At 56.0% G+C, this 18558-nt stretch carries 16 protein-coding genes; 7 read left to right on the forward strand and 9 right to left on the reverse strand.

Annotation, left to right across the window (positions count from 1 at the left end; all coding sequences use genetic code 11):
• Positions 1-46: 46 nt before the first annotated feature.
• The gene (gene nadA / locus PCAR_RS01030; RefSeq protein WP_011339743.1) at positions 47-961 is read right to left on the reverse strand and encodes a quinolinate synthase NadA; all 915 of its coding nucleotides are present in this window, start codon (positions 959-961) and stop codon (positions 47-49) included.
• Between the two features lie 178 nt (positions 962-1139).
• Between nadA and PCAR_RS19105 the strand changes: the two genes are divergently transcribed.
• The 7 genes from PCAR_RS19105 to PCAR_RS01065 all read left to right on the forward strand — a co-directional run bounded on the left by PCAR_RS19105 (position 1140) and on the right by PCAR_RS01065 (position 7519).
• The gene (locus tag PCAR_RS19105; RefSeq protein ID WP_011339744.1) at positions 1140-1409 is read left to right on the forward strand and encodes a twin-arginine translocase TatA/TatE family subunit; all 270 of its coding nucleotides are present in this window, start codon (positions 1140-1142) and stop codon (positions 1407-1409) included.
• Entirely contained in the window at positions 1372-2154 is a 783-nt protein-coding gene (tatC, locus tag PCAR_RS01040) for a twin-arginine translocase subunit TatC (protein ID WP_245523300.1), read from the forward strand. The genes PCAR_RS19105 and tatC overlap by 38 nt, the downstream gene beginning before the upstream one ends.
• Positions 2151-3761, forward strand: a complete 1611-nt coding sequence (locus tag PCAR_RS01045; protein WP_011339746.1) for a diguanylate cyclase domain-containing protein — start codon at positions 2151-2153, stop codon at positions 3759-3761. The genes tatC and PCAR_RS01045 overlap by 4 nt, the downstream gene beginning before the upstream one ends.
• A gap of 141 nt (positions 3762-3902) precedes the next feature.
• On the forward strand, positions 3903-4841 hold the full coding sequence (locus tag PCAR_RS01050; RefSeq protein ID WP_011339747.1) for an ABC transporter ATP-binding protein: 939 nt from the start codon (positions 3903-3905) through the stop codon (positions 4839-4841).
• On the forward strand, positions 4838-5632 hold the full coding sequence (locus PCAR_RS01055) for an ABC transporter permease (RefSeq protein ID WP_011339748.1): 795 nt from the start codon (positions 4838-4840) through the stop codon (positions 5630-5632). The genes PCAR_RS01050 and PCAR_RS01055 overlap by 4 nt, the downstream gene beginning before the upstream one ends.
• A gap of 635 nt (positions 5633-6267) precedes the next feature.
• Positions 6268-7080: a phosphatase PAP2 family protein gene (locus PCAR_RS01060; RefSeq protein ID WP_158447388.1), complete on the forward strand. Its 813-nt coding sequence runs from the start codon at positions 6268-6270 to the stop codon at positions 7078-7080.
• 232 nt (positions 7081-7312) lie between these two features.
• Entirely contained in the window at positions 7313-7519 is a 207-nt protein-coding gene (locus PCAR_RS01065) for a hypothetical protein (RefSeq protein WP_011339750.1), read from the forward strand.
• Positions 7520-7986: 467 nt separating this feature from the next.
• Here the strand turns inward: PCAR_RS01065 and uvrB are convergent, their stop codons facing one another.
• From uvrB to dnaJ, 8 genes are all read right to left on the reverse strand, one after another.
• Positions 7987-9990, reverse strand: a complete 2004-nt coding sequence (uvrB, locus tag PCAR_RS01070; protein ID WP_011339751.1) for an excinuclease ABC subunit UvrB — start codon at positions 9988-9990, stop codon at positions 7987-7989.
• 137 nt (positions 9991-10127) lie between these two features.
• Positions 10128-11573, reverse strand: coding sequence for a cysteine--tRNA ligase (gene cysS / locus PCAR_RS01075; RefSeq protein WP_011339752.1), 1446 nt, complete (start codon positions 11571-11573; stop codon positions 10128-10130).
• Between the two features lie 40 nt (positions 11574-11613).
• A complete protein-coding gene (locus PCAR_RS01080; RefSeq protein WP_011339753.1) occupies positions 11614-13332 on the reverse strand; it encodes a glutamine--tRNA ligase/YqeY domain fusion protein in 1719 nt (572 codons plus the stop codon).
• Positions 13333-13467: 135 nt separating this feature from the next.
• A complete protein-coding gene (ispF, locus tag PCAR_RS01085; protein ID WP_041531458.1) occupies positions 13468-13959 on the reverse strand; it encodes a 2-C-methyl-D-erythritol 2,4-cyclodiphosphate synthase in 492 nt (163 codons plus the stop codon).
• Positions 13959-14660, reverse strand: a complete 702-nt coding sequence (ispD, locus tag PCAR_RS01090; protein ID WP_011339755.1) for a 2-C-methyl-D-erythritol 4-phosphate cytidylyltransferase — start codon at positions 14658-14660, stop codon at positions 13959-13961. Before ispD ends, ispF begins: the two co-directional genes overlap by 1 nt.
• Positions 14661-14807: 147 nt before the next feature.
• On the reverse strand, positions 14808-15293 hold the full coding sequence (locus PCAR_RS01095; protein ID WP_011339756.1) for a CarD family transcriptional regulator: 486 nt from the start codon (positions 15291-15293) through the stop codon (positions 14808-14810).
• A gap of 175 nt (positions 15294-15468) precedes the next feature.
• Positions 15469-17322 (reverse strand): penicillin-binding protein activator, encoded by a 1854-nt coding sequence (locus PCAR_RS01100; RefSeq protein WP_041531197.1) that lies wholly within the window; start codon positions 17320-17322, stop codon positions 15469-15471.
• A gap of 96 nt (positions 17323-17418) precedes the next feature.
• Positions 17419-18540 carry a molecular chaperone DnaJ gene (gene dnaJ, locus PCAR_RS01105; protein ID WP_011339758.1) on the reverse strand — a complete coding sequence of 374 codons (1122 nt, stop codon included), beginning with the start codon at positions 18538-18540 and terminating at the stop codon, positions 17419-17421.
• Positions 18541-18558: the final 18 nt, after the last annotated feature.

An 18558-nucleotide genomic window follows, 5' to 3' on the forward strand; every position in this document is an offset into this window, starting at 1 on the left:
ATTCGAGCGCCCCCCCGTCCTGTAGATTAATATATTGTGGATTCCCTCAGTCGCGCGGCACAGCCAGCATGCGCTCCAGGGATTTGCGGGCGCCATCGGCGATCTCCGCGGGTACCGTGACTGTGGGGCTCATGGTCTGCAGGCAGTGCAAAACCTCTTCGAGAGTGATGTATTTCATGGTTTTGCAGAACAGCAGGGAATTAGGCATGATGAACTGCTTGTCGGGGTTTTCTTTGCGCAGTCGGTAGAGAATGCCCTGTTCGGTGCCGAGAATGAATTTTTTAGCCGGGCTGGTGCGGACATAATCGATCATGCCGCTGGTCGAAGCGACCAGGTCTGCCATGGCCAGAATCTGGGGCCGGCATTCGGGGTGCGCCAGGAACAGCGCGTCCGGGTGTGCCTGTTTGGCGGCCAGCACGTCTTCCTCGGGCAATTGATCGTGAAACGGGCAGTACCCTTCCCAGAAATAACACTTTTTATCGGTGTTGGCGGCGATGTAACGACCGAGGTTGCGATCCGGAACCAGAATGACTTCGTCTTCGTCCAGAGAGTTGACGACGGCCACGGCGTTGGCGCTGGTGCAGCAGATATCGCTTTCGGCTTTGATCGCCGCACTGGAGTTGACATAGGTTACCACGGGGCGTCCGGGCAGACGAGCTTTCATTTCCCGCAGTTTATCGATTTCGACCATGTCGGCCATGGGGCAGCCGGCATCGGTGCGAGGTAGCAGGACCGTTTTGTCGGGCGCCAGTATCGCCGCGCTTTCCGCCATGAAATGTACGCCACACAACACGATTACCTTGCAGTCCGTCTGCGCGGCTTCGATGGCCATGGCCAGGGAGTCGCCAGCGACATCGGCAATCTCCTGGATTTCATCGCGCTGATAAAAATGCGCCATGATCAACGCGTTGCGCTCTTTGGCCAGGCGGCGGATCTCCTCCTTGAGTTGTTGCGAATTCATTTATAGGCCTTTTCGGTAAAGGGGTAAACGGTATTATAATAGCGCGCATAATAGTGTAAAACCCTTTATTTGTCAAACTGTTAACCGTGTTGACCGGCTTGACAGCGGGAGGGTTTGCGGCTATTGTCAGCTTATGCCGAAAAAACGGTAACTTTCGATGATTAAAAGAGGTTTCTACATGTTCAATATCGGTCCGACCGAACTTTTACTGATCCTGGCTTTGGCCTTGATCATTCTCGGGCCCCGGCGCCTGCCGGAGCTGGCTCGCGCCCTGGGTAAGGGGTTGGCGGAATTCAAGCGCGCGACCCGGGATTTTCATGATGATCACGCCGAAGATGTCTCCTCCGGGGGTGCCGATCAGGTTGCCGAGGAGAGTCGTCCGGCGGCACTGAAAGAGGATGCCCGGCAAGATGAAGGCGAACAGCGTCCTCCTTCCTCCCATGGTTGATGCGTCCCTGATCGATCACCTGGATGAATTGAGGCGCCGCCTGATGATCGCGGGGGGCGCCTGGCTGCTTGGGGCCCTGATCTGTTACGCGTTTTCCCAGCAATTGTTTCAGGCCGTTTCCGCTCCTTTGCGCCAGGCGCTGCCGGAGGGCAGTTCCCTGGTGTTCATTCATGCGACCGAGCCGTTTTTTACCTATATCAAACTGTCGGCCATGGCCGGTCTGTTGCTGAGTCTGCCGGTGATTTTCTGGCAACTGTGGGCGTTTGTCGCACCGGGACTTTATCCGAGCGAAAAACGTCTGGCGCTGCCGTTCGTATTGGCCAGCAGCGGCTGTTTCGGTGCTGGCGCCTGGTTCGGGTTCGGTTACGTTTTTCCCCTGGTTTTCCGCTTTTTGGTCAGTTATGGCACCGAGGTGGGCAATATCAGCGCCATGCTCTCCATGGGAGCCTATTTGTCGCTATCCTGCCGACTGTTGCTGGCCTTCGGGCTGGTTTTCGAACTGCCTATCCTTATCTTTTTTCTCACCCGCATGGGGATTGTCGACCATTTCTGGCTGGCCCGGCGACGGCGTACGGCGCTGCTGCTGGCTTTTGTCGTCGGGGCTGTTCTGACGCCGCCCGATATCGTTTCCCAGTTGGCGATTGCCGGGCCCTTTGTGGTTTTGTACGAAGTCAGTATTGTGGTGGCTCGCGTTGGTGCGAAACGCAGCCGTGACGCCTTCTCTGAGGAAAACAGCGCCGAATGAACAAGGCCTACAAAATTATTACGGTTCTGGCGGTATCGCTGGGCATCGGTCTGTCTTTGCTGCTGTTCTGGCGCCTTCGTATGGTGGAAAAGCGGGAGCTTTTGACCACGTTCCAGCGTGAAGTCGAAGCCAAAGCCGTGATCTTTGATCGCCAAATTCTTTTGAATCTCGAAGTGCTTTATGCGTTTAAGAACCTGTTTTCCGCTTCCCAGAGGGTCGAAGAAAGCGAATTCGCCGCTGTGGCTTTCGAGACTATGCAGCGCCATGCGGGGATCCGCGCCCTGGCCTGGGTGCCTTATGTCCCCGAAACGCAGCGACGGGCGTTCGAGCTGGCGCGTTATGCGGACCCTTCAGGTTTTCAATTTCATGAGTTCTCGGCAGGGGGCTGGCGGACGGTTGCCGGTTCTCGCAAGGCCTATTTCCCGCTATATTTTCTGGAGCCGGAGGCATCCTTCAAGCCGGTTGTGGGAGGGGATCTGGGCGCCGACCCGGCATGCCTGAGTCTGTTGAACGCCGTCCGGGACGAAGGTCTGGTCCAGGTTGCCGGAAATTTCAAAATTGCCGGCTTAAACGATTTGCAGCCCACCTTTTTAGGGGTGCTGCCGGTTTATTCGGGGCGCCCGGAAACGCAGGCCTCCCGGCGTGATAATCTGCTCGGATTTATCGTCGGCATCTTTGATTTTACGACCCTGTTCCAGGGCTCTGGGTGGGGGGATTTCCCGGATCTTCTCGCCGTGCGCCTTATCGATGCCCGCAACTCCGCTGCGAACAGGGAGCTGTATGCTTACCGACGGCAGACCGGCGTACCGCTGCCGTCGGCTTTCATCTGCGAACATGATGTACCGGTGGTCGGAAAAGCCCATTGGCGATTGCAGGCCGAACCCGTCGGCGATTATTTCAGTCGTTATCGGAGCGTAACCCCCTGGTTGCTCGGGCTGGCCGGGTTGCTCCTCACTTTGATGGTGCCGCTGGTGATGTGGTTTGTGAGCAGGCGTGCGGCGTCCGTTGATAAGCTGGTTGCGCAAAGAACTTACGAGCTGGACGAAGCCAATCGACGACTCGCCAGTTTGTCCCTGACCGATGGTTTAACCGGCATTGCCAATCGCCGCTCTTTCGACGATCATCTTGCGCAGGAATGGAAACGGGCCCTGCGCGATCGGCACCCGCTGAGTCTGATCATGGTCGATATCGATCATTTCAAGGCCTATAACGATTATTACGGGCACCTGGCCGGTGACGATTGTTTGCGCCAGGTGGCGCGCATGCTTCAATCCGTGGTGGCGCGTCCCGGCGACCTGGTGGCGCGGTATGGCGGCGAGGAGTTTGCCTTGATACTGCCGCAAACCGATCATGGTGCCAAAAGCCTGGGGGAATCGTGCCGCGCAGCGGTAGCCGGGGGCAAGATCCCGCATCACGCTTCGCCGGTAAAACCCGTCGTCACGGTGAGTGTCGGGGTGGCGACAATGATTCCCCATGTCGAGGATGATCCTTCCCAGCTTATCAAAGCGGCGGATCAGGCCATGTATCGGGCCAAGCTCCTGGGGCGTGACCATGTGGTGGTGGAGGCGCCGGCTTCGCAGAGTGTCTTCATGCCCGGTGGAGTTTAGTAAATATACGGTTCATCCTGTCTGCAGAGACGTCTTCCTCGCGGTAGGTCGGATTGACGCGACCGCCTGGCGATCTTTTCGCAAAATCGACATCCTTTCCCTTGCATTGATTCGCACCTCGATTGGCGGTATAGTGCCGTTATGAATTTTGCACTCGATATCGCTCAACTTCAAAAATCCTTCGGCGGTACGCCGGCGGTTCGCAACCTTTCCCTGTCCGTGCATCCGGGCGAGATCTTCGGTCTGCTCGGGCCTAACGGTGCCGGCAAAAGCACCACCATCAACATGATCAGCGGCGTCTGTCGCATCGATGCCGGTCAGGTGCAGGTATTCGGGCACGATAACTGCGCCGAACGCCGTATCACGCGACGTCTGGTGGGGGTCATGCACCAGGAAATCGTCACCGACAACTTTTTCACCATCGATCGCGCGTTGAGAATCCATGCCGGTTATTACGGCGTGCCGCGGGACAATGCGTGGCGCGAGTTGCTGATTGAGCGGTTGGGGCTCGGTCCCCATCTGCACAAATCGATGAACAAATTGTCCGGCGGTCTCAAGCGCCGCTTCATGGTCGCCAAGGCCATGATTCACAAACCCCGCCTGTTGATCCTTGACGAACCGACCGCCGGCGTCGATGTCGAGTTGCGGCGTAATCTCTGGGATTTTGTGCGGGAGATCAACCGGGAGGGCGTGACGGTTCTGCTGACTACCCACTATCTGGAGGAAGCGGAACAGATGTGCGGTCGTATCGCCATCATGAATCATGGGGAGCTTATCGCTCTGGAAGAAACGGCGCGGCTGCTGGCACGTATCGAAGGCCGCCATTTGCAGCTGACCCTCGAGCAACCGCTGCAGCAGGTGCCTGTAGAGCTGCACGATCTGCATCCGGCTATGCGAGAAGCCGGCCGGGTGTTGCATCTGGTCCTCGACGGCGGGCAGGGGGCCGGTGCGATATTGCGACGTATCACCGACCTTGGCATCGCGGTGAGGGATATCGAAACGACCCGCCCGGGTCTCGAAGAGGTGTTCCTGCATCTTACCGGGGCGCGCCCCGACAACGGACAGGCAGGTGGCAAATGATGGAACGTTTTCGGCAACCCGAGAAATTCGTGGCCTGGCTGCCTTTCGCGACTCTCCTGCAAAAAGAGGTGCGACGCTTTTTGCGCGTATCCTTCCAGACGCTGCTGGCGCCTATCGTAACCGCTTCATTGTATCTTTTTGTTTTCGGTGCCACGCTTGGCGAGCGTATCTCGGTGCTTGAGGGCTTCAGTTATGCGCAGTTCGTCATCCCGGGCCTGATCCTCATGGGCGTTATTACCAACAGTTTCGCTAATACCTCCTCGTCATTGTTCATTTCCCGCTATCTGGGCAATATCGTGGATCTGCTGGTGACGCCCATCAGTGCACCGCAGTTTATCCTGGCCTATACCCTTGCCGCCATGCTGCGCGGATTGCTGGTCGGCGGCGCCGTATTGGTTATCTCCACCTTTTTTGCCGACCTGCCTTGGGTGCATCCGTATGCAACCCTGGCCATGGCCGCCCTGGCCAGCTTTCTGTTCGCCCAGTTCGGCCTGATTGCCGCCATCCACGCCAATACCTTCGACGCCCTGTCGATGTTCAACAATTTCCTTATTGTGCCGTTGATTTACCTCGGCGGCGTCTTTTATCCCGTCTCCATCCTGCCGCCGTTCTGGGAACATCTGTCACGTTTCAATCCTATGTTGTATCTTATCGATGGCTTCCGGCAGACCATTCTCGGGGTGGGCGACGTGCCTCTGATGGTGTCTTTTTCCGCGACTTTCGCCATGGCCTTTGTTCTGTTCTGCTGGGCGGCTTTGCTTATCGGGCGAGGCTACAAGTTGCGGTTGTAAAGGTGATTTGCAGGTTCGGGTATGATTCTCGGTTTCCAGAACGTTGACGTCTCGTTGTATAGGATTGAATAATTTCTATGTTCATGTTGCGTACACCCTAAATAATCCTGGCAAATTATTCTCTTCTGGAGATAAGCATAGATAGTCATACAGCGGTCGGGGCGATGAAAAATTAGGTATAATGAAATACAAAGCGGTTATTTTAAGCCGATCTCAATTGATATCTGTCGGATGTTTTATAAACTTTTCTGGCAACGCATAGTTGTCGAGTGCGTACTTGGCAATTCGGTTCGGTTTTTTTATGGAGTCCCGAATTTATCTGGAACATCTCCTTGTTTGAACGATCACCTTGATCCAACCTTGCTGGTGCGGCGTATCGGTGGTGTGTAATCTGACCCCTTGCTTATGTTTCCTATTTTAATGTGGGTTTGGTCTCTAATATGCGTACAGTTCTATTCCAAATATCTCCACTCATCCTGATTACCTCTATACTATCAATCTCGACATATCTCTTTGCTAGCCTATATTCAGTTAGTCATTTATCATTTGAAGGATGGGCTAATCGAGTTATATATTTTCCAATTTTGTTTTTCCTCTGTTTTATTGTTACAGGTATCATTGAGTCTTTTTTCGCTTTGTCTGATTTCATTGATCCGAAAAATGGACAAGTCAACATTCGTGACCTCTGGAAAGAAACACTTTTCAAACTTAATCCATGGAGTGGTGTTGTAGTCTCCAGCCTCATGGGTTTAGGAATAATTGGTTGTGCGAATCTTGCCGAAATTTATCGTACTATCACCGTTGTATGGTATGACAATATCTTGTGGACAATTGAAAAGCCTTTGTTTGTTAAACTTATCGGCTCTTGGGTTGATGTTCCAGAATTATGGGATCATGTCTATTTCTCACTATGGGTTTTTGTTTTTATTTCGATGGCTATTGTGTACAGATTTTGCCCTCTCCAACGATTTGTGCAAGTGGCCATGGCAGTTGTAATTGCCTTTTACATTACTCGATGTTCAAATTTACTTTTCCCTACAGCTGGGCCAGCATTTTATAATAGTGAATTATTCAATCTTGCTGGAACCCATTGTGCCAAAATGCAGCAACTTTTGAGATTGTATATGGATGGTCAAGTGACGCAAAATGGATTAATGCCGGGGACTATGGCGATGCCCAGCCTTCATGTTGGGTTGATGGGCATAGCCGTTTGGCAACTTGCTCACATTTGGCGTAGGACTTTGTGGGTAACAATTCCATGGTTCCTGATGGTTTGGATGTCTACGGTAATGCTGGGATGGCATTATGTATTAGATGGGATTGGTGGCATCATTGTTATCGCAATAGCAATGCTCATCGCCCGCATAATATTTTGTGTATGGAGCTTTTTCGGAGTAAGGGGTTTCCCTTTAAGAAATCTAGCCTCGCAAAACAAATCTGCGGCATAATCTGGTACTGCGCCAGTTCGTTCCAGCTTTCACACCAAATAAAACCTCTATCCGTTATGTTTTGTGAAGTGCTTTTGTGAGGGACCTGACAGCTATGCGGAGAACAATGATAGTTATGCCTCCCGTATGGAACAGATTGTCTCCATGTTTTAAATAAGTTTGGTAGTTCACTTTGCAAAAGGTATTGTAATAGAGATGAACAGATATGACTTATAGTATAGGAGGAAGCCATATGAATGCACTGCCGATACACACGGATACCTATGGTGCTTACGCTTATACCGTTTATCGCGAAGAAGGCGATGGCCAGTATTTCATGATGATCAACGGTGAGCCTTATATGGAAAATGGTGTGATTTTCAAAGCCGGGTTCGCGGAGGTTTGTGCGAAACTGGAGGAAGTCAAGGTGCAGAAGGGCCCAGGGGGTGACGAGGCCTGAGATATCGGCAACATAACCCTGGATTCAAGCGGTGGATCGAGAAGCGGTGGTCATGAAGACTGCCGCTTTTTTATATCATGGAAAACGCCCAAGGCTCATGGTGCTGATGCTTTATGGAACTACGTCCCCATTCAGCGTGAGGGAAGATTAGAATGCCTTGCTTTTTGTGTGCCGACAAATTAATATGATTAAATCTTGTCGCGCGGTGGTACCGTTTCATCTGCGCGGAGGTTTCCGTCTATCGAGCTTTGGGAATTGCCAATTGTTCTTGAGGAAGCTTTATGGCCAGGTCTTCTTTGTTTTTCGCCTTGATTCTGATCGCCATGGTGGTCGTTGTCGGTTATACGGTGAGTTGTTGTCTGGACAAGGTCGTAGCGGCAACCAGCTGTGCTTTCTAGCCCGGTTCGTTCAGGTGCCGTCGCATTACCCTCCCTTAAACAGATGCCCGGTCGGCTGTTTGCGTCGGGCTACTTTACGTTTCGGATGGACAGCTCCAGTTTATCCAACTCCAGCATGCGGTCGCGCAGCTCCGCAGCTTTTTCAAACTCCAGATTGGCCGCCGCAGCCAGCATTTCCTCCTTAACCCGGGCGATTTCGTTTTTGACATCCTGAGGTGTGTGATAGTCGCCAAGCTCTTCGGCGACCTGCGGCAGTTCCACATAGTCCTTTTCGGCTATATCTTCGAGGATCGAGCGCAGTGATTTCTTGACGGTCTGCGGAGTGATGCCGTGCTCTTCGTTGTAAGCCAACTGGGCTGTGCGGCGTCGTTCGGTTTCATCGAGGCAGGCGCGCATGGAGCGGGTGATCCGGTCGGCGTACATGATGACCCGGCCGGCGACATTCCGCGCGGCGCGCCCGCAAGTCTGGATCAGCGACCGTTCGGAGCGTAAAAAGCCCTCTTTATCCGCATCCAGAATGGCGACCAGCGATACCTCGGGGATATCGAGCCCCTCGCGCAGCAGGTTGATGCCAACCAGCACATCGAACAGCCCCTCGCGCAGCTCGCGCAGGATCTGCATACGTTCCACGGTATCGATATCGGAGTGCAGATACCGCACCTTTATGCCGAGTTCACCAAGGTAGCCGGTGAGTTCCTCGGCCATGCGCTTGGTAAGGGTGGTGACCAGGACTCTTTCGTTCTGTTTGATGGTGAGGCGTATTTCGTGAATAAGGTCGTCGACCTGATCTTTGGCCGGTCTTACATCGATGGGCGGGTCGAGCAGCCCGGTGGGGCGAATGATCTGCTCGACCACCACGCCATCGGCCTTGCGCAATTCGTAGTCGGCCGGGGTTGCCGAGACATAGATGGTCTGAATGCCCTTGGCTTCGAATTCCTCAAAGGTCAAGGGACGGTTATCGAGGGCTGACGGCATGCGAAAGCCGTAGCGTACCAGGGTCTCTTTGCGCGAGCGGTCGCCTCGGTACATGGCACCGATCTGCGAGACGGTGACGTGGGACTCGTCGATGAACAGAAGTGCATCGTCGGGGAAGTAGTCGAACAGGGTGGCGGGCGGCTGGCCGGCCTGGCGTCCGTCCAGGAACCGTGAATAGTTCTCTATTCCCTGGCAGTAGCCCATCTCTTCGATCATTTCGATGTCGAACATGGTCCGTTGCTCAATGCGTTGCGCCTCCAGCAGCATGTTGTTTTCCCGGAACCAGGTGAGACGTTCACGCAACTCGTCCTGGATCTCGCGAATAGCGCGATCGAGGGTTGGGCGGGTGGCCACGTAATGACTGGCGGGAAAGACTGCAGTGCGCTCCAAACGGTCGAGTACTTTGCCGCGCAGCGGATCGATTTCGCAAATGGCATCGATTTCGTCGCCGAAAAACTCGATGCGCAGGGCGCGTTTTTCTTCGTAGGCCGGGAAGATTTCCACCGTGTCGCCACGCACCCGGAAAGTACCGCGGTGAAAGTCGACATCGTTGCGATCGTACTGAATCTCCACCAGGTTTTTGAGTAAGGCATTGCGGTCAAGCTGCATGCCAGTTTCCAGGCGGATAAGCATGCCGTAATAAGCTTCAGGGGAACCGAGACCGTAGATGCAGGATACCGACGAGACGATCAGCACGTCGTTGCGGCTGAGCAGGCTGCGCGTGGCGCTGTGGCGCATCTTGTCGATCTCTTCATTGATGGAGGAATCTTTTTCGATGAAGGTGTCGGTGGTCGGTACGTAGGCTTCGGGCTGGTAGTAGTCGTAGTAGGAGACGAAGTACTCGACGGCATTGTCCGGAAACAGCTCCTTGAACTCGCCGTACAGCTGTGCCGCCAGGGTTTTGTTGTGGGCGAGGACCAGGGTGGGGCGTTGCACCTGTGCCACGACGTTTGCCATGGTGAAGGTCTTGCCCGAACCGGTGACGCCGAGCAACACCTGGTGTTTGTCGCCACGCTGCAATCCGGTCGACAGTTCTTCGATGGCCTGTGGCTGATCGCCCCGCGGCTGGTAATTCGATTTAAGATTGAATTTAGCCATGATGGAGAAGTTTATACCGTTACGATGAAAAAAGAAACCCGTCGTGCTTTGCCGTCGGGCCGGGGCTGGCCGGGAGGCATAAAAGAAGGGCCACCCTTGCGAGGTGGCCCTGTTTATCTAGGCAAAAGATGCGGACTTTAACGCGCCTTCCAGGCGGTGCCCTGCGGTCCGTCGAGGAGCTGAATGCCTTTGGCGGCAAGCTCGTCGCGAATTTCGTCGGCACGGGCAAAGTCTTTGTTCTTGCGGGCTTCCTGGCGCTGCCGGATGAAATCCTCAATGTCGGATTCCGTATAACCGGTGGTCGCCAGCATGGCCAGATTCATCTGTTTGAGCCAGGCTGCCGGATCGGAAACAAACAGCCCCAGAACCCCGCCGAGTTTCAGCAGCGCATCGTACAGCGCGCGAACCTGAGCAACCTTTTCGCGGTTTTTGCGGAAGCCTTTTTCCGTGATCAGGCGATTGATGGTGCGCACTGCGTCAAACAGGTGTCCAATGGCAGCGGCGGTATTGAAGTCATCGTCCATGGCTTCGCGGAATACATTTTCCAGCGTTGCACCGGCTTCCGAGGTAACGTCGCCTGGCGGGCAGGCGGCCAGCACTTCGCTGGCGGCATGGAGCCCTTCATAGAAACGACTCAACCCCAAACGGGCGTCCTGAAGGTTCTGATCGGAGAAGTCGATGGGTGAGCGGTAGTGCGCCGTCAGGATGAAGAAACGCAAAACCTCGGGGTCGTAGGTCTGGAGTATGTCCCGGATGGTGAAGAAGTTACCCAGGGACTTGCTCATCTTCTCCTGGTTGACATTGACGAAGCCGTTGTGCAGCCAGTATTTGACGAAGGGTTTGCCGGTGGCTCCTTCGCTCTGGGCGATTTCGTTCTCGTGGTGGGGGAACACCAGGTCCTTGCCGCCGCCATGGATATCGAAGGATTCGCCGAGGTACTCCATGGACATGGCGGAACATTCGATGTGCCAGCCGGGACGACCGGGTCCCCAGGGGCTTTCCCAGGAAGGTTCCCCCGGTTTGGCTGCTTTCCAAAGTGCGAAGTCCATCGGGTTTCGCTTCTGTTCGCCGGGTGTGATGCGGGCACCGGAGCGCATTTCGTCCATATTCCGTTTGCTCAGTTTGAGGTAGGAAGGGAAGTCCTCCACCGAAAAATAGACGTCTCCCTGGGACTCGTAGGCGATGCCGCGATCGATCAGGCGTTGTACCAGGTTGACGATATGGTCGATATGGCAGGTGGCCTTGGGCTGAATGGTCGGTTCCGCCAGGCCGAGACGATTCATGTCCTCATCGAAAGCCTGAATGAATTCGCCGGCCAGGGTATCCGAGGAGATGCCGCGCTCGTTGGCGCGCTTGATGATTTTGTCGTCGACATCGGTGTAGTTGCGCACATAGGTGACATCGAAACCGATAAATTGCAGATAACGGTAAATGATATCGAACACCACATTGGCCCGGGCATGGCCGATATGGCAATAATCATAAACGGTTACCCCGCAGACATACATGCCGACCTTGCCGGGTTGCAGCGGCTCGAACTCTTCTTTGCGGCCGGTCATGGTATTGTAAACACGTAGGCTCATGGTAACGGTTTCTCCTTATTGTCGGGCGGACCGAAGACGGCTATTTGGCGCCGGCCTTGGCCCAGGAATCGCGTAAGGTTACGGTGCGGTTGAAGACCAGGTTGTCCGGTTTGCATTCGTAACGATCGGCGCAGAAATAGCCGAGTCTTTCAAACTGATAACGGCTTTCCGGGGCGGCTTCGGCCAGGGACGGCTCCAGCAGACAGTCTTTTACCGTCTGCAGGGAGTCGGGATTGAGGTGGGTCTTGAAGTCGACCTCCTTGTCGCCGTCCGGATTGGCCGCGTTGAACAGCCGGTCATACAGGCGCACTTCGGCTTTGACGGCATGGGCTTCGGAAACCCAGTGCAGGGTGCCTTTGACCTTGCGCCCGTCGGGAGCCGACCCGCCGCGGGAGTCCGGGTCGTAGCTGCAGCGCAGCTCGATGATCTCGCCGCTGTCGGGGTCCCGTACCACGTCTTCGCAGCGCACCAGATAGGCGTATTTGAGGCGCACCTCACGGCCCGGCGCAAGCCGGAAGAATTTTTTCGGCGGATCCTCCATGAAGTCGTCCCGCTCGATGTATACGACCCGGGAGAAGGGCACCTTGCGGTTGCCCATGGTCGGGTCGTTGGGGTGATTGGGAGCTTCGAATTCCTCGCTCTGACCTTCGGGGTAATTTTCGATGACCAACCGCAGGGGATTGAGCACCGCCATGGCACGCGGGGTCGAACGATCCAGGTCTTCGCGTACGCAGAATTCAAGAAAGCCCATGTCGACGCAGCTGTCTTTTTTGGAGACGCCGATGCGCTCGCAGAAGTTACGGATCGCCGCCGGCGTAAAACCGCGTCGGCGCAGACCGGCGAGGGTAGGCATGCGGGGGTCTTCCCAGCCTTGCACGTAGTTGCCGTTGACCAGTTCCAGCAGTTTGCGCTTGCTCATCACCGTGTAATTGATGTTGAGCCGGGCAAATTCGATCTGCTGGGGATGATGAATGCCGAGCTGTTCGATGAACCAGTCGTACAACGGCCGATGCGCCTCGAATTCGAGCGTGCAGATGGAGTGGGTAACCCCCTCCAGCGAATCGGACTGACCGTGGGTGAAGTCATACATGGGGTAGATGCACCAGGCATTGCCGGTGCGATGGTGTTCCGCGTGCAGGATGCGGTACATGACCGGATCGCGCAGGTTGAGGTTGGGCGCGGACATGTCGATTTTGGCGCGCAATACCTTGCTGCCGTCCGGAAAATCGCCGTTCTTCATGGCCTCGAACAGCGCCAGGTTTTCCTCCACGCTGCGATCCCGGTAGGGCGAGTTCTTGCCGGGTTCGGTCAGGGTTCCCCGGTGGGCGCGGATTTCCTCGGCCGTTAAATCATCGACATAGGCCTTGCCGGCTTCGATGAGTTGTATCGCCCAGCGATACAGCTGTTCGAAGTAATCCGAAGCGTAGTATTCGTGCTTGCCCCATTCAAAACCGAGCCATTGTACCGTTTCCTTGATGGAGTCGATATATTCCTGTTCTTCCTTGGTCGGGTTGGTATCGTCGAACCGCAGGTGGCAGCGGCTGCCGCCGGGGGCATCGGCATAATCGCGGGCCAGCCCGAAGTTGAGGCAGATACTTTTGGCGTGGCCGATATGCAGAAAGCCGTTGGGTTCCGGCGGAAAACGCGTGACCACGCAGCCATTGTTCTTGTTCTGGCTCAGGTCGGTATCGATGATGGTACGGATAAAATTGGTCGGTGCGGTCGGTTCCGCAGATTCCATCGAATCCTTATTCGACATGGGAAAAACCTCGTGGCGGTTTGGTGAACAATCGTTGGCAAGTATAAAAAACGACCTTTCGAAGAAAGGTCGCAAATTTACAGGTAAAATGCAACAGGGAATTGACCGGCCGGACCGATGTCCGGGCGGCCAACGCTAACGCTCTTCGCTGTGGGCGGCTTTGTTCAGCAGAACCACGGCATGGGACGAGATGCCCTCGCCGCGGCCTTCAAATCCAAGCTGCTCGGTGGTTGTCGCCTTGACATTGATGCGCGATACGTCGGTGCCGCAGGCCTCTGCGATGTTTTCGCGCATGTTGCCGATAAAGGGGGCGAGCTTGGGACGTTGAGCGATGATGGTCGCATCGAGGTTGCCAAGCCTGTACCCTTTGGTTTCGGCCAGGCGCATGACCTCATGCAGCAGTTTGATGCTGGAGATGCCCTTGTACGCCGGGTCGGTGTCGGGGAAATGTTTGCCGATATCGCCTTCGCCGAGGGCGCCGAGGATCGCATCGCAGATGGCATGCAACAGCACATCGGCATCGGAATGGCCCAACAAGCCAAGCGTATGCGGGATATCCACACCACCGAGAATGAGTTTGCGTTCCGCTACCAACTGGTGAACATCGTAGCCGTGTCCTATGCGCATCATGCTTGAAAATCTCCTGGAGTATCGAGAAAGGCCTGGGCCAGCACCAGGTCCTCGGGCGTGGTGATCTTGATGTTGCGATAACTGCCTTCGATCATGGCGACGCGGCCGCCGAGCCATTCGATCAGTGAAGCGTCGTCCGTTCCTTTGTGGTGTTGCTGCAGGGCTTGCGCGTGAGCGTCGCGGATCAGGCCGAAACGGAATGCCTGCGGGGTCTGGGCCTGCCACAGCAGACTTCGATCGGGGGTCGAGTCGATCATGCCGTCGGTAACCAGCTTGATGGTGTCCTTGACCGGAACCCCGACAATCGCCGCGCCGCATTGTTGGGCCGCCGCAACAGTGGGTTCGATGAGAGCGGGAGGCAGCAGCGGGCGGGCGCCGTCATGGATCAGGACGATGTCTCCTTCAGCCGCCTGGCAGGCCTGCAGGCCGTTGCGAACCGAATCCTGGCGTTCCGCGCCACCGGCAACCAGACCTCGCACTTTGCGGAAATCGTAGGGATCGATGACTTCCCGCCGGCAGAGCGGAAACTCCGCTTCCGGGCAGATGACAAAGATATGGTCGATACCGGGATGGCGATCGAAAAGGGCAATGGTGTGGCTTAAGACCGGCCGGTCACCCAGGGGCAGGTATTGTTTGTTGACGGACGCACCCATGCGTCGCCCCATGCCTGCGGCAGGAATCAGTACATAGACACTCATGATAGGGGGGCGGCAGAATCTAGGGGCGCCTGCCGGCACGCCAACAGGCCAGAATGAAAACTGGTATGACGAAAAATTGAAAATGCGGGAATGTTTACGGTGACCGGTGAAGTTACGCCAAGGGCCGACATGCCATGGTCGGGAAGGTCAGTGGCCAAAAAAACTTTCAACGCGGTCTGTGACCTGTTGTTCGTCTTTGCCATCCGCCAGGGCAATTTCTTTGACAACCAGTTTACGGGCAAGTTCCAGAACCTTTTTTTCACCGTAGGAGAGCTCTTTATCCTCGCGAATCATGTAGAGTTCCCGCAAAACCTCCGCTACCTCGAAAACATCGCCGGAGCGGATTTTTTCGTTGTAATCGCGTTGGCGGCGGCTCCATGAAGCCAGATTGCCCTGATTTTGAGTTTTGTCCTTGAGGATGTCGTAAACTGTGCGGACGCGGTCTTTGTCGATGAGGGATCTCATGCCGACGCTGTCGACGTTGTTGACCGGAATCATGATGGTCATGTCGCTGTCGACAATGCGAAGAACGTAGAAATCCATTTTTTGGCCAACGAATTCTTTCGATTCGATGGCCTCAATAACCCCGACACCTTGAGCTGGATAAACAGCCATGTCTCCAATTTTGAACAACTTAGACTCCTTTTTCTAACGTCGTCCAACTTAACATAATATGGAGACGTCCGTCAAGGGCGGCCCCCATCCCTGTTGGCGACAGGCCGGCCGGGCGTGGAAAGAAGATGACAAAACGGGAAATGCCGGCGCAGGTTGATCCCTCCCCAAATGCCTTATGGGGAGGGGGACAGACTCAGTTCAGTTCAACCAGGGCCCCTTGGCGAATCTGCAGCAGATACAGTACCTTGTCGGCATCGCCGGTGGTCGTGAAGCTGCTGGCCCCGGTGACTCCGGGGTAGTGCCGCATTTGTGTCAGGTCGCGGCGAAGGTTTGCCCGACTGTGGGCAGTAGGGTTTGCCAGCAGGGAAAGAGCGATCCCTGCCACATCGTATCCCTGGGCTTCGAGCAGGGACGGTTCTGCGCCGTATCGTTCGAAATAACGGTCGACAAAATCCTTTACAAACGGATAGGCGCTATAGCGATGGAAGCCGCTGACGAACACGGCATTTTCTATATATGGCCCTGCCTGCGGCAGCAGGTTCGGGGCATCCCAGTTGGCGCTTCCCAGAAGAGAGATATCGTCCAGCCCGTAAAACGGCAGCTGCGGTGCGATCAAGGCCAACCTGTTCGGGGTGTCGGGAATAAACAGGGCGTCAAAGGGAGGAGGCTCGGCGGCCTGGGCTTCGGCATCCTCCGGGGTGGTTTCAGGCTCGTTGGGCTGTTTGCCCTGCAACCGTTTGATCTGTTCGCGGAAGTCGGTGGCTTGCGGCTGGTAGGACTGCACAGCAACAATCTGTCCGCCCCGGGCGCGTACTTCATCGGCAAAGGCGGTGGAGAGATCCTGCCCGAGACGGGTTTCGGGGGCCAGGATGCCAAAAGACGTCATGTTCTGCTGGTACATGGCGTAATTGACCAGTGTCCGGACTTGCAGTTCGCTGGTCAGGGAGTTGCGAAATATCCAGGAACCGATCTGCGGAAGCCCCGTCTGTTGCGACAGGGTGAGCAGCGGCAGCTGCAGTCGTTCGGCTGTGTGAGCCGCCCGTTTGGCAGCGCTGCCCGTCAGGGGGCCGAGTATGCCGAGTATTTGAGGCGACGCGGCCAGTTCGGTCACCAGCTGCGCCGTAAGATCCGGATCGCCGGCACTGTCCCTTACCAGAAAGTGTACCGGTGCGTGTTGCAGGTTATGTTGTTCCAGCGCCAGTTGCATGCCCTGAAGAACCATCTTTCCGTAGTGCCCGAAGCGTCCGGAAAGAGGCAGTATGACACCCAGTGCCGGCGTTTCTCCGCCGTGGGACAACTGTTGCAGCAGCAAATCGGCATCGTTGCGGAAGGGGAAGTCGATGGGTGTGTTCAATACGCTGTTGACAAGCAGTAACGCCTGGTCGGTCCGGCCCGCCTGTTTGTGGCGCCATGCCTGCAGCAGCAGGGCATCCTGCCCGAGGGCCGTACCCTGATACAAAAAGGCCGCTTCGGCCAGTTGCGCATCGCTGCAGCGATCTTTCAACAGTTCGTGAGCCTTTTGCAGAAGGGACGATACCTGTGGAGGATCGATGGTTTGCTGCAGCAGCTGTTGTATGAAGAAGAGCGCTTCCATGGGGCGCTCAAGATGCACCAGGCCCTCGGTAAGGGCCGTGAGGCGTTGTTGCTGCTGGCTGCCGTTAAGGTCGTTTTCCGTGAGGTTCCGCAGCAGTTCCACGCCGGAGGCGTGCTGGCCTGTACCGATCAGGCCGAAGCCCTCGAGAAGACGGGTTTCCGGGGTGCGACGGTCGGCCGGAATAGCGCCAAGCTCAGCGAGCATATCCGCCAGGCGGCCCTTTTGGTGATAAATGCGCGCCAGTGCCAGATGCGCCCGCCAGGTTTCCGGGGCCTCCGGATCCTGTGCAATAGCGGCCTTGAACAGGGGTACGGCACGATCGGGCGCACCGGACCGGTACAGTTCCAGGGCCTGCTTCAGGGGCGAATCCGTCGTCGCGGCACAGACGCGAAGCCCCGGCAGCACGGCGAGAAACACAAGCAGTAAAGCTGCGAGGTTGGTGCGTTTCAGCACAATGATACTCCTTAGGCGGTGGTCAGGCATCAAAAAGGTTCTGTTGTGCGGCGGTAATTCCCCGGGGCCACCGATTTAAGAGCTGCATTCGGCCGTTTAACCGAACAGTTCCTTGACCTTGTCGAAAAAGGTCTTGCCCATGGGATGGATTTCTTCACCGCCTTCTTTGGCGAATTCCTCCAGCAGTTCTTTCTGCCGGTCGGTCAAACTGGTCGGAACCTCGACCCGGAGGACGACCAGCTGGTCGCCGCGGGCGTACCCCTGCAAAGATGGGAAGCCTTGACCTTGCAGTTTGATCACTTTTCCGGACTGGGTGCCGGGAGTAACCTTGACGTTGACCTTTTCCGTCAGAGTCGGTACTTCCAGTTCGCATCCCAGGGCGGCCTGCGGGAACGAAATGGGGATTTCGCAGATAACGTGCTGTCCGTCGCGCTGGAACAGAGGATGATCCTGAACCGAGATGACGACATACAGATCGCCGGGGGGGCCTCCGTTAAGGCCCGGCTCCCCTTCGCTGGAAAGTTTCAGACGACTGCCCGTTTCCACGCCGGCGGGAATTTTGAGAGACAGGGTGCGCTTGCCGCGTACGCGACCGCTGCCGTGACACTCTTCGCACGGTTGATCGATGATCTGACCTTCGCCATTGCATTCCGGACACGGTCGGGTCAGCGAGAAATAGCCCTGCTGGACGCGCACCTGACCCGCCCCCTGGCATGTGGGGCAGACACGGGGAGTGGTGCCCGGCTTGGCGCCGATGCCGTCGCAGGTGCCGCAGGTCTGGTGGCGCGGAATCTGAATTTTGGTCTCCAGTCCGAACGCCGCCTCTTCGAAATTGATGGAGAGGTTGTAGCGCAGATCGTCGCCACGTCGTCCTCGACTGCGCTGGCTGCCGCGGCCTCCGAAAATATCCCCGAAGATGTCGCCGAACAGGTCTTCGAAGGGGGTGCCCCCGAAGCCGCCGGACGAGTAGCTGCCGCCACCGCCGCCACCGCCATTGAGGCCGGCATGCCCGTATTGATCGTAGATTACACGTTGTTGGGTATCGGACAGGATGGAGTAGGCCTCCGAGATTTCCTTGAATTTATCCTCGGCGGCTTTGTCTCCGGCATTTTTGTCGGGGTGATACTTGATCGCCAGCTTTCGATAGGCTTTTTTGATCTCTGTCTCGCTGGCGTTGCGGTGGACACCCAGTACTTCGTAATAATCGCGCTTGCTCAACTCTGATATTCCTTATGT

The sequence above is a fragment of the Syntrophotalea carbinolica DSM 2380 genome (assembly GCF_000012885.1).
In the GTDB taxonomy this organism is placed as follows: domain Bacteria; phylum Desulfobacterota; class Desulfuromonadia; order Desulfuromonadales; family Syntrophotaleaceae; genus Syntrophotalea; species Syntrophotalea carbinolica.

What these genes read in the sequence shown, in the direction of transcription:
- ispD (WP_011339755.1), bottom strand. Translation starts at nt 14,660, where the DNA reads ATGAGTGTCTATGTACTGATTCCTGCCGCAGGCATGGGGCGACGCATG.
- PCAR_RS01080 (WP_011339753.1), bottom strand. Translation starts at nt 13,332, where the DNA reads ATGTCGAATAAGGATTCGATGGAATCTGCGGAACCGACCGCACCGACC.
- PCAR_RS01045 (WP_011339746.1), top strand. Translation starts at nt 2,151, where the DNA reads ATGAACAAGGCCTACAAAATTATTACGGTTCTGGCGGTATCGCTGGGC.
- ispF (WP_041531458.1), bottom strand. Translation starts at nt 13,959, where the DNA reads ATGCGCATAGGACACGGCTACGATGTTCACCAGTTGGTAGCGGAACGC.
- PCAR_RS19105 (WP_011339744.1), top strand. Translation starts at nt 1,140, where the DNA reads ATGTTCAATATCGGTCCGACCGAACTTTTACTGATCCTGGCTTTGGCC.
- cysS (WP_011339752.1), bottom strand. Translation starts at nt 11,573, where the DNA reads ATGAGCCTACGTGTTTACAATACCATGACCGGCCGCAAAGAAGAGTTC.
- PCAR_RS01050 (WP_011339747.1), top strand. Translation starts at nt 3,903, where the DNA reads ATGAATTTTGCACTCGATATCGCTCAACTTCAAAAATCCTTCGGCGGT.
- tatC (WP_245523300.1), top strand. Translation starts at nt 1,372, where the DNA reads ATGAAGGCGAACAGCGTCCTCCTTCCTCCCATGGTTGATGCGTCCCTG.
- PCAR_RS01065 (WP_011339750.1), top strand. Translation starts at nt 7,313, where the DNA reads ATGAATGCACTGCCGATACACACGGATACCTATGGTGCTTACGCTTAT.
- uvrB (WP_011339751.1), bottom strand. Translation starts at nt 9,990, where the DNA reads ATGGCTAAATTCAATCTTAAATCGAATTACCAGCCGCGGGGCGATCAG.
- nadA (WP_011339743.1), bottom strand. Translation starts at nt 961, where the DNA reads ATGAATTCGCAACAACTCAAGGAGGAGATCCGCCGCCTGGCCAAAGAG.
- PCAR_RS01055 (WP_011339748.1), top strand. Translation starts at nt 4,838, where the DNA reads ATGATGGAACGTTTTCGGCAACCCGAGAAATTCGTGGCCTGGCTGCCT.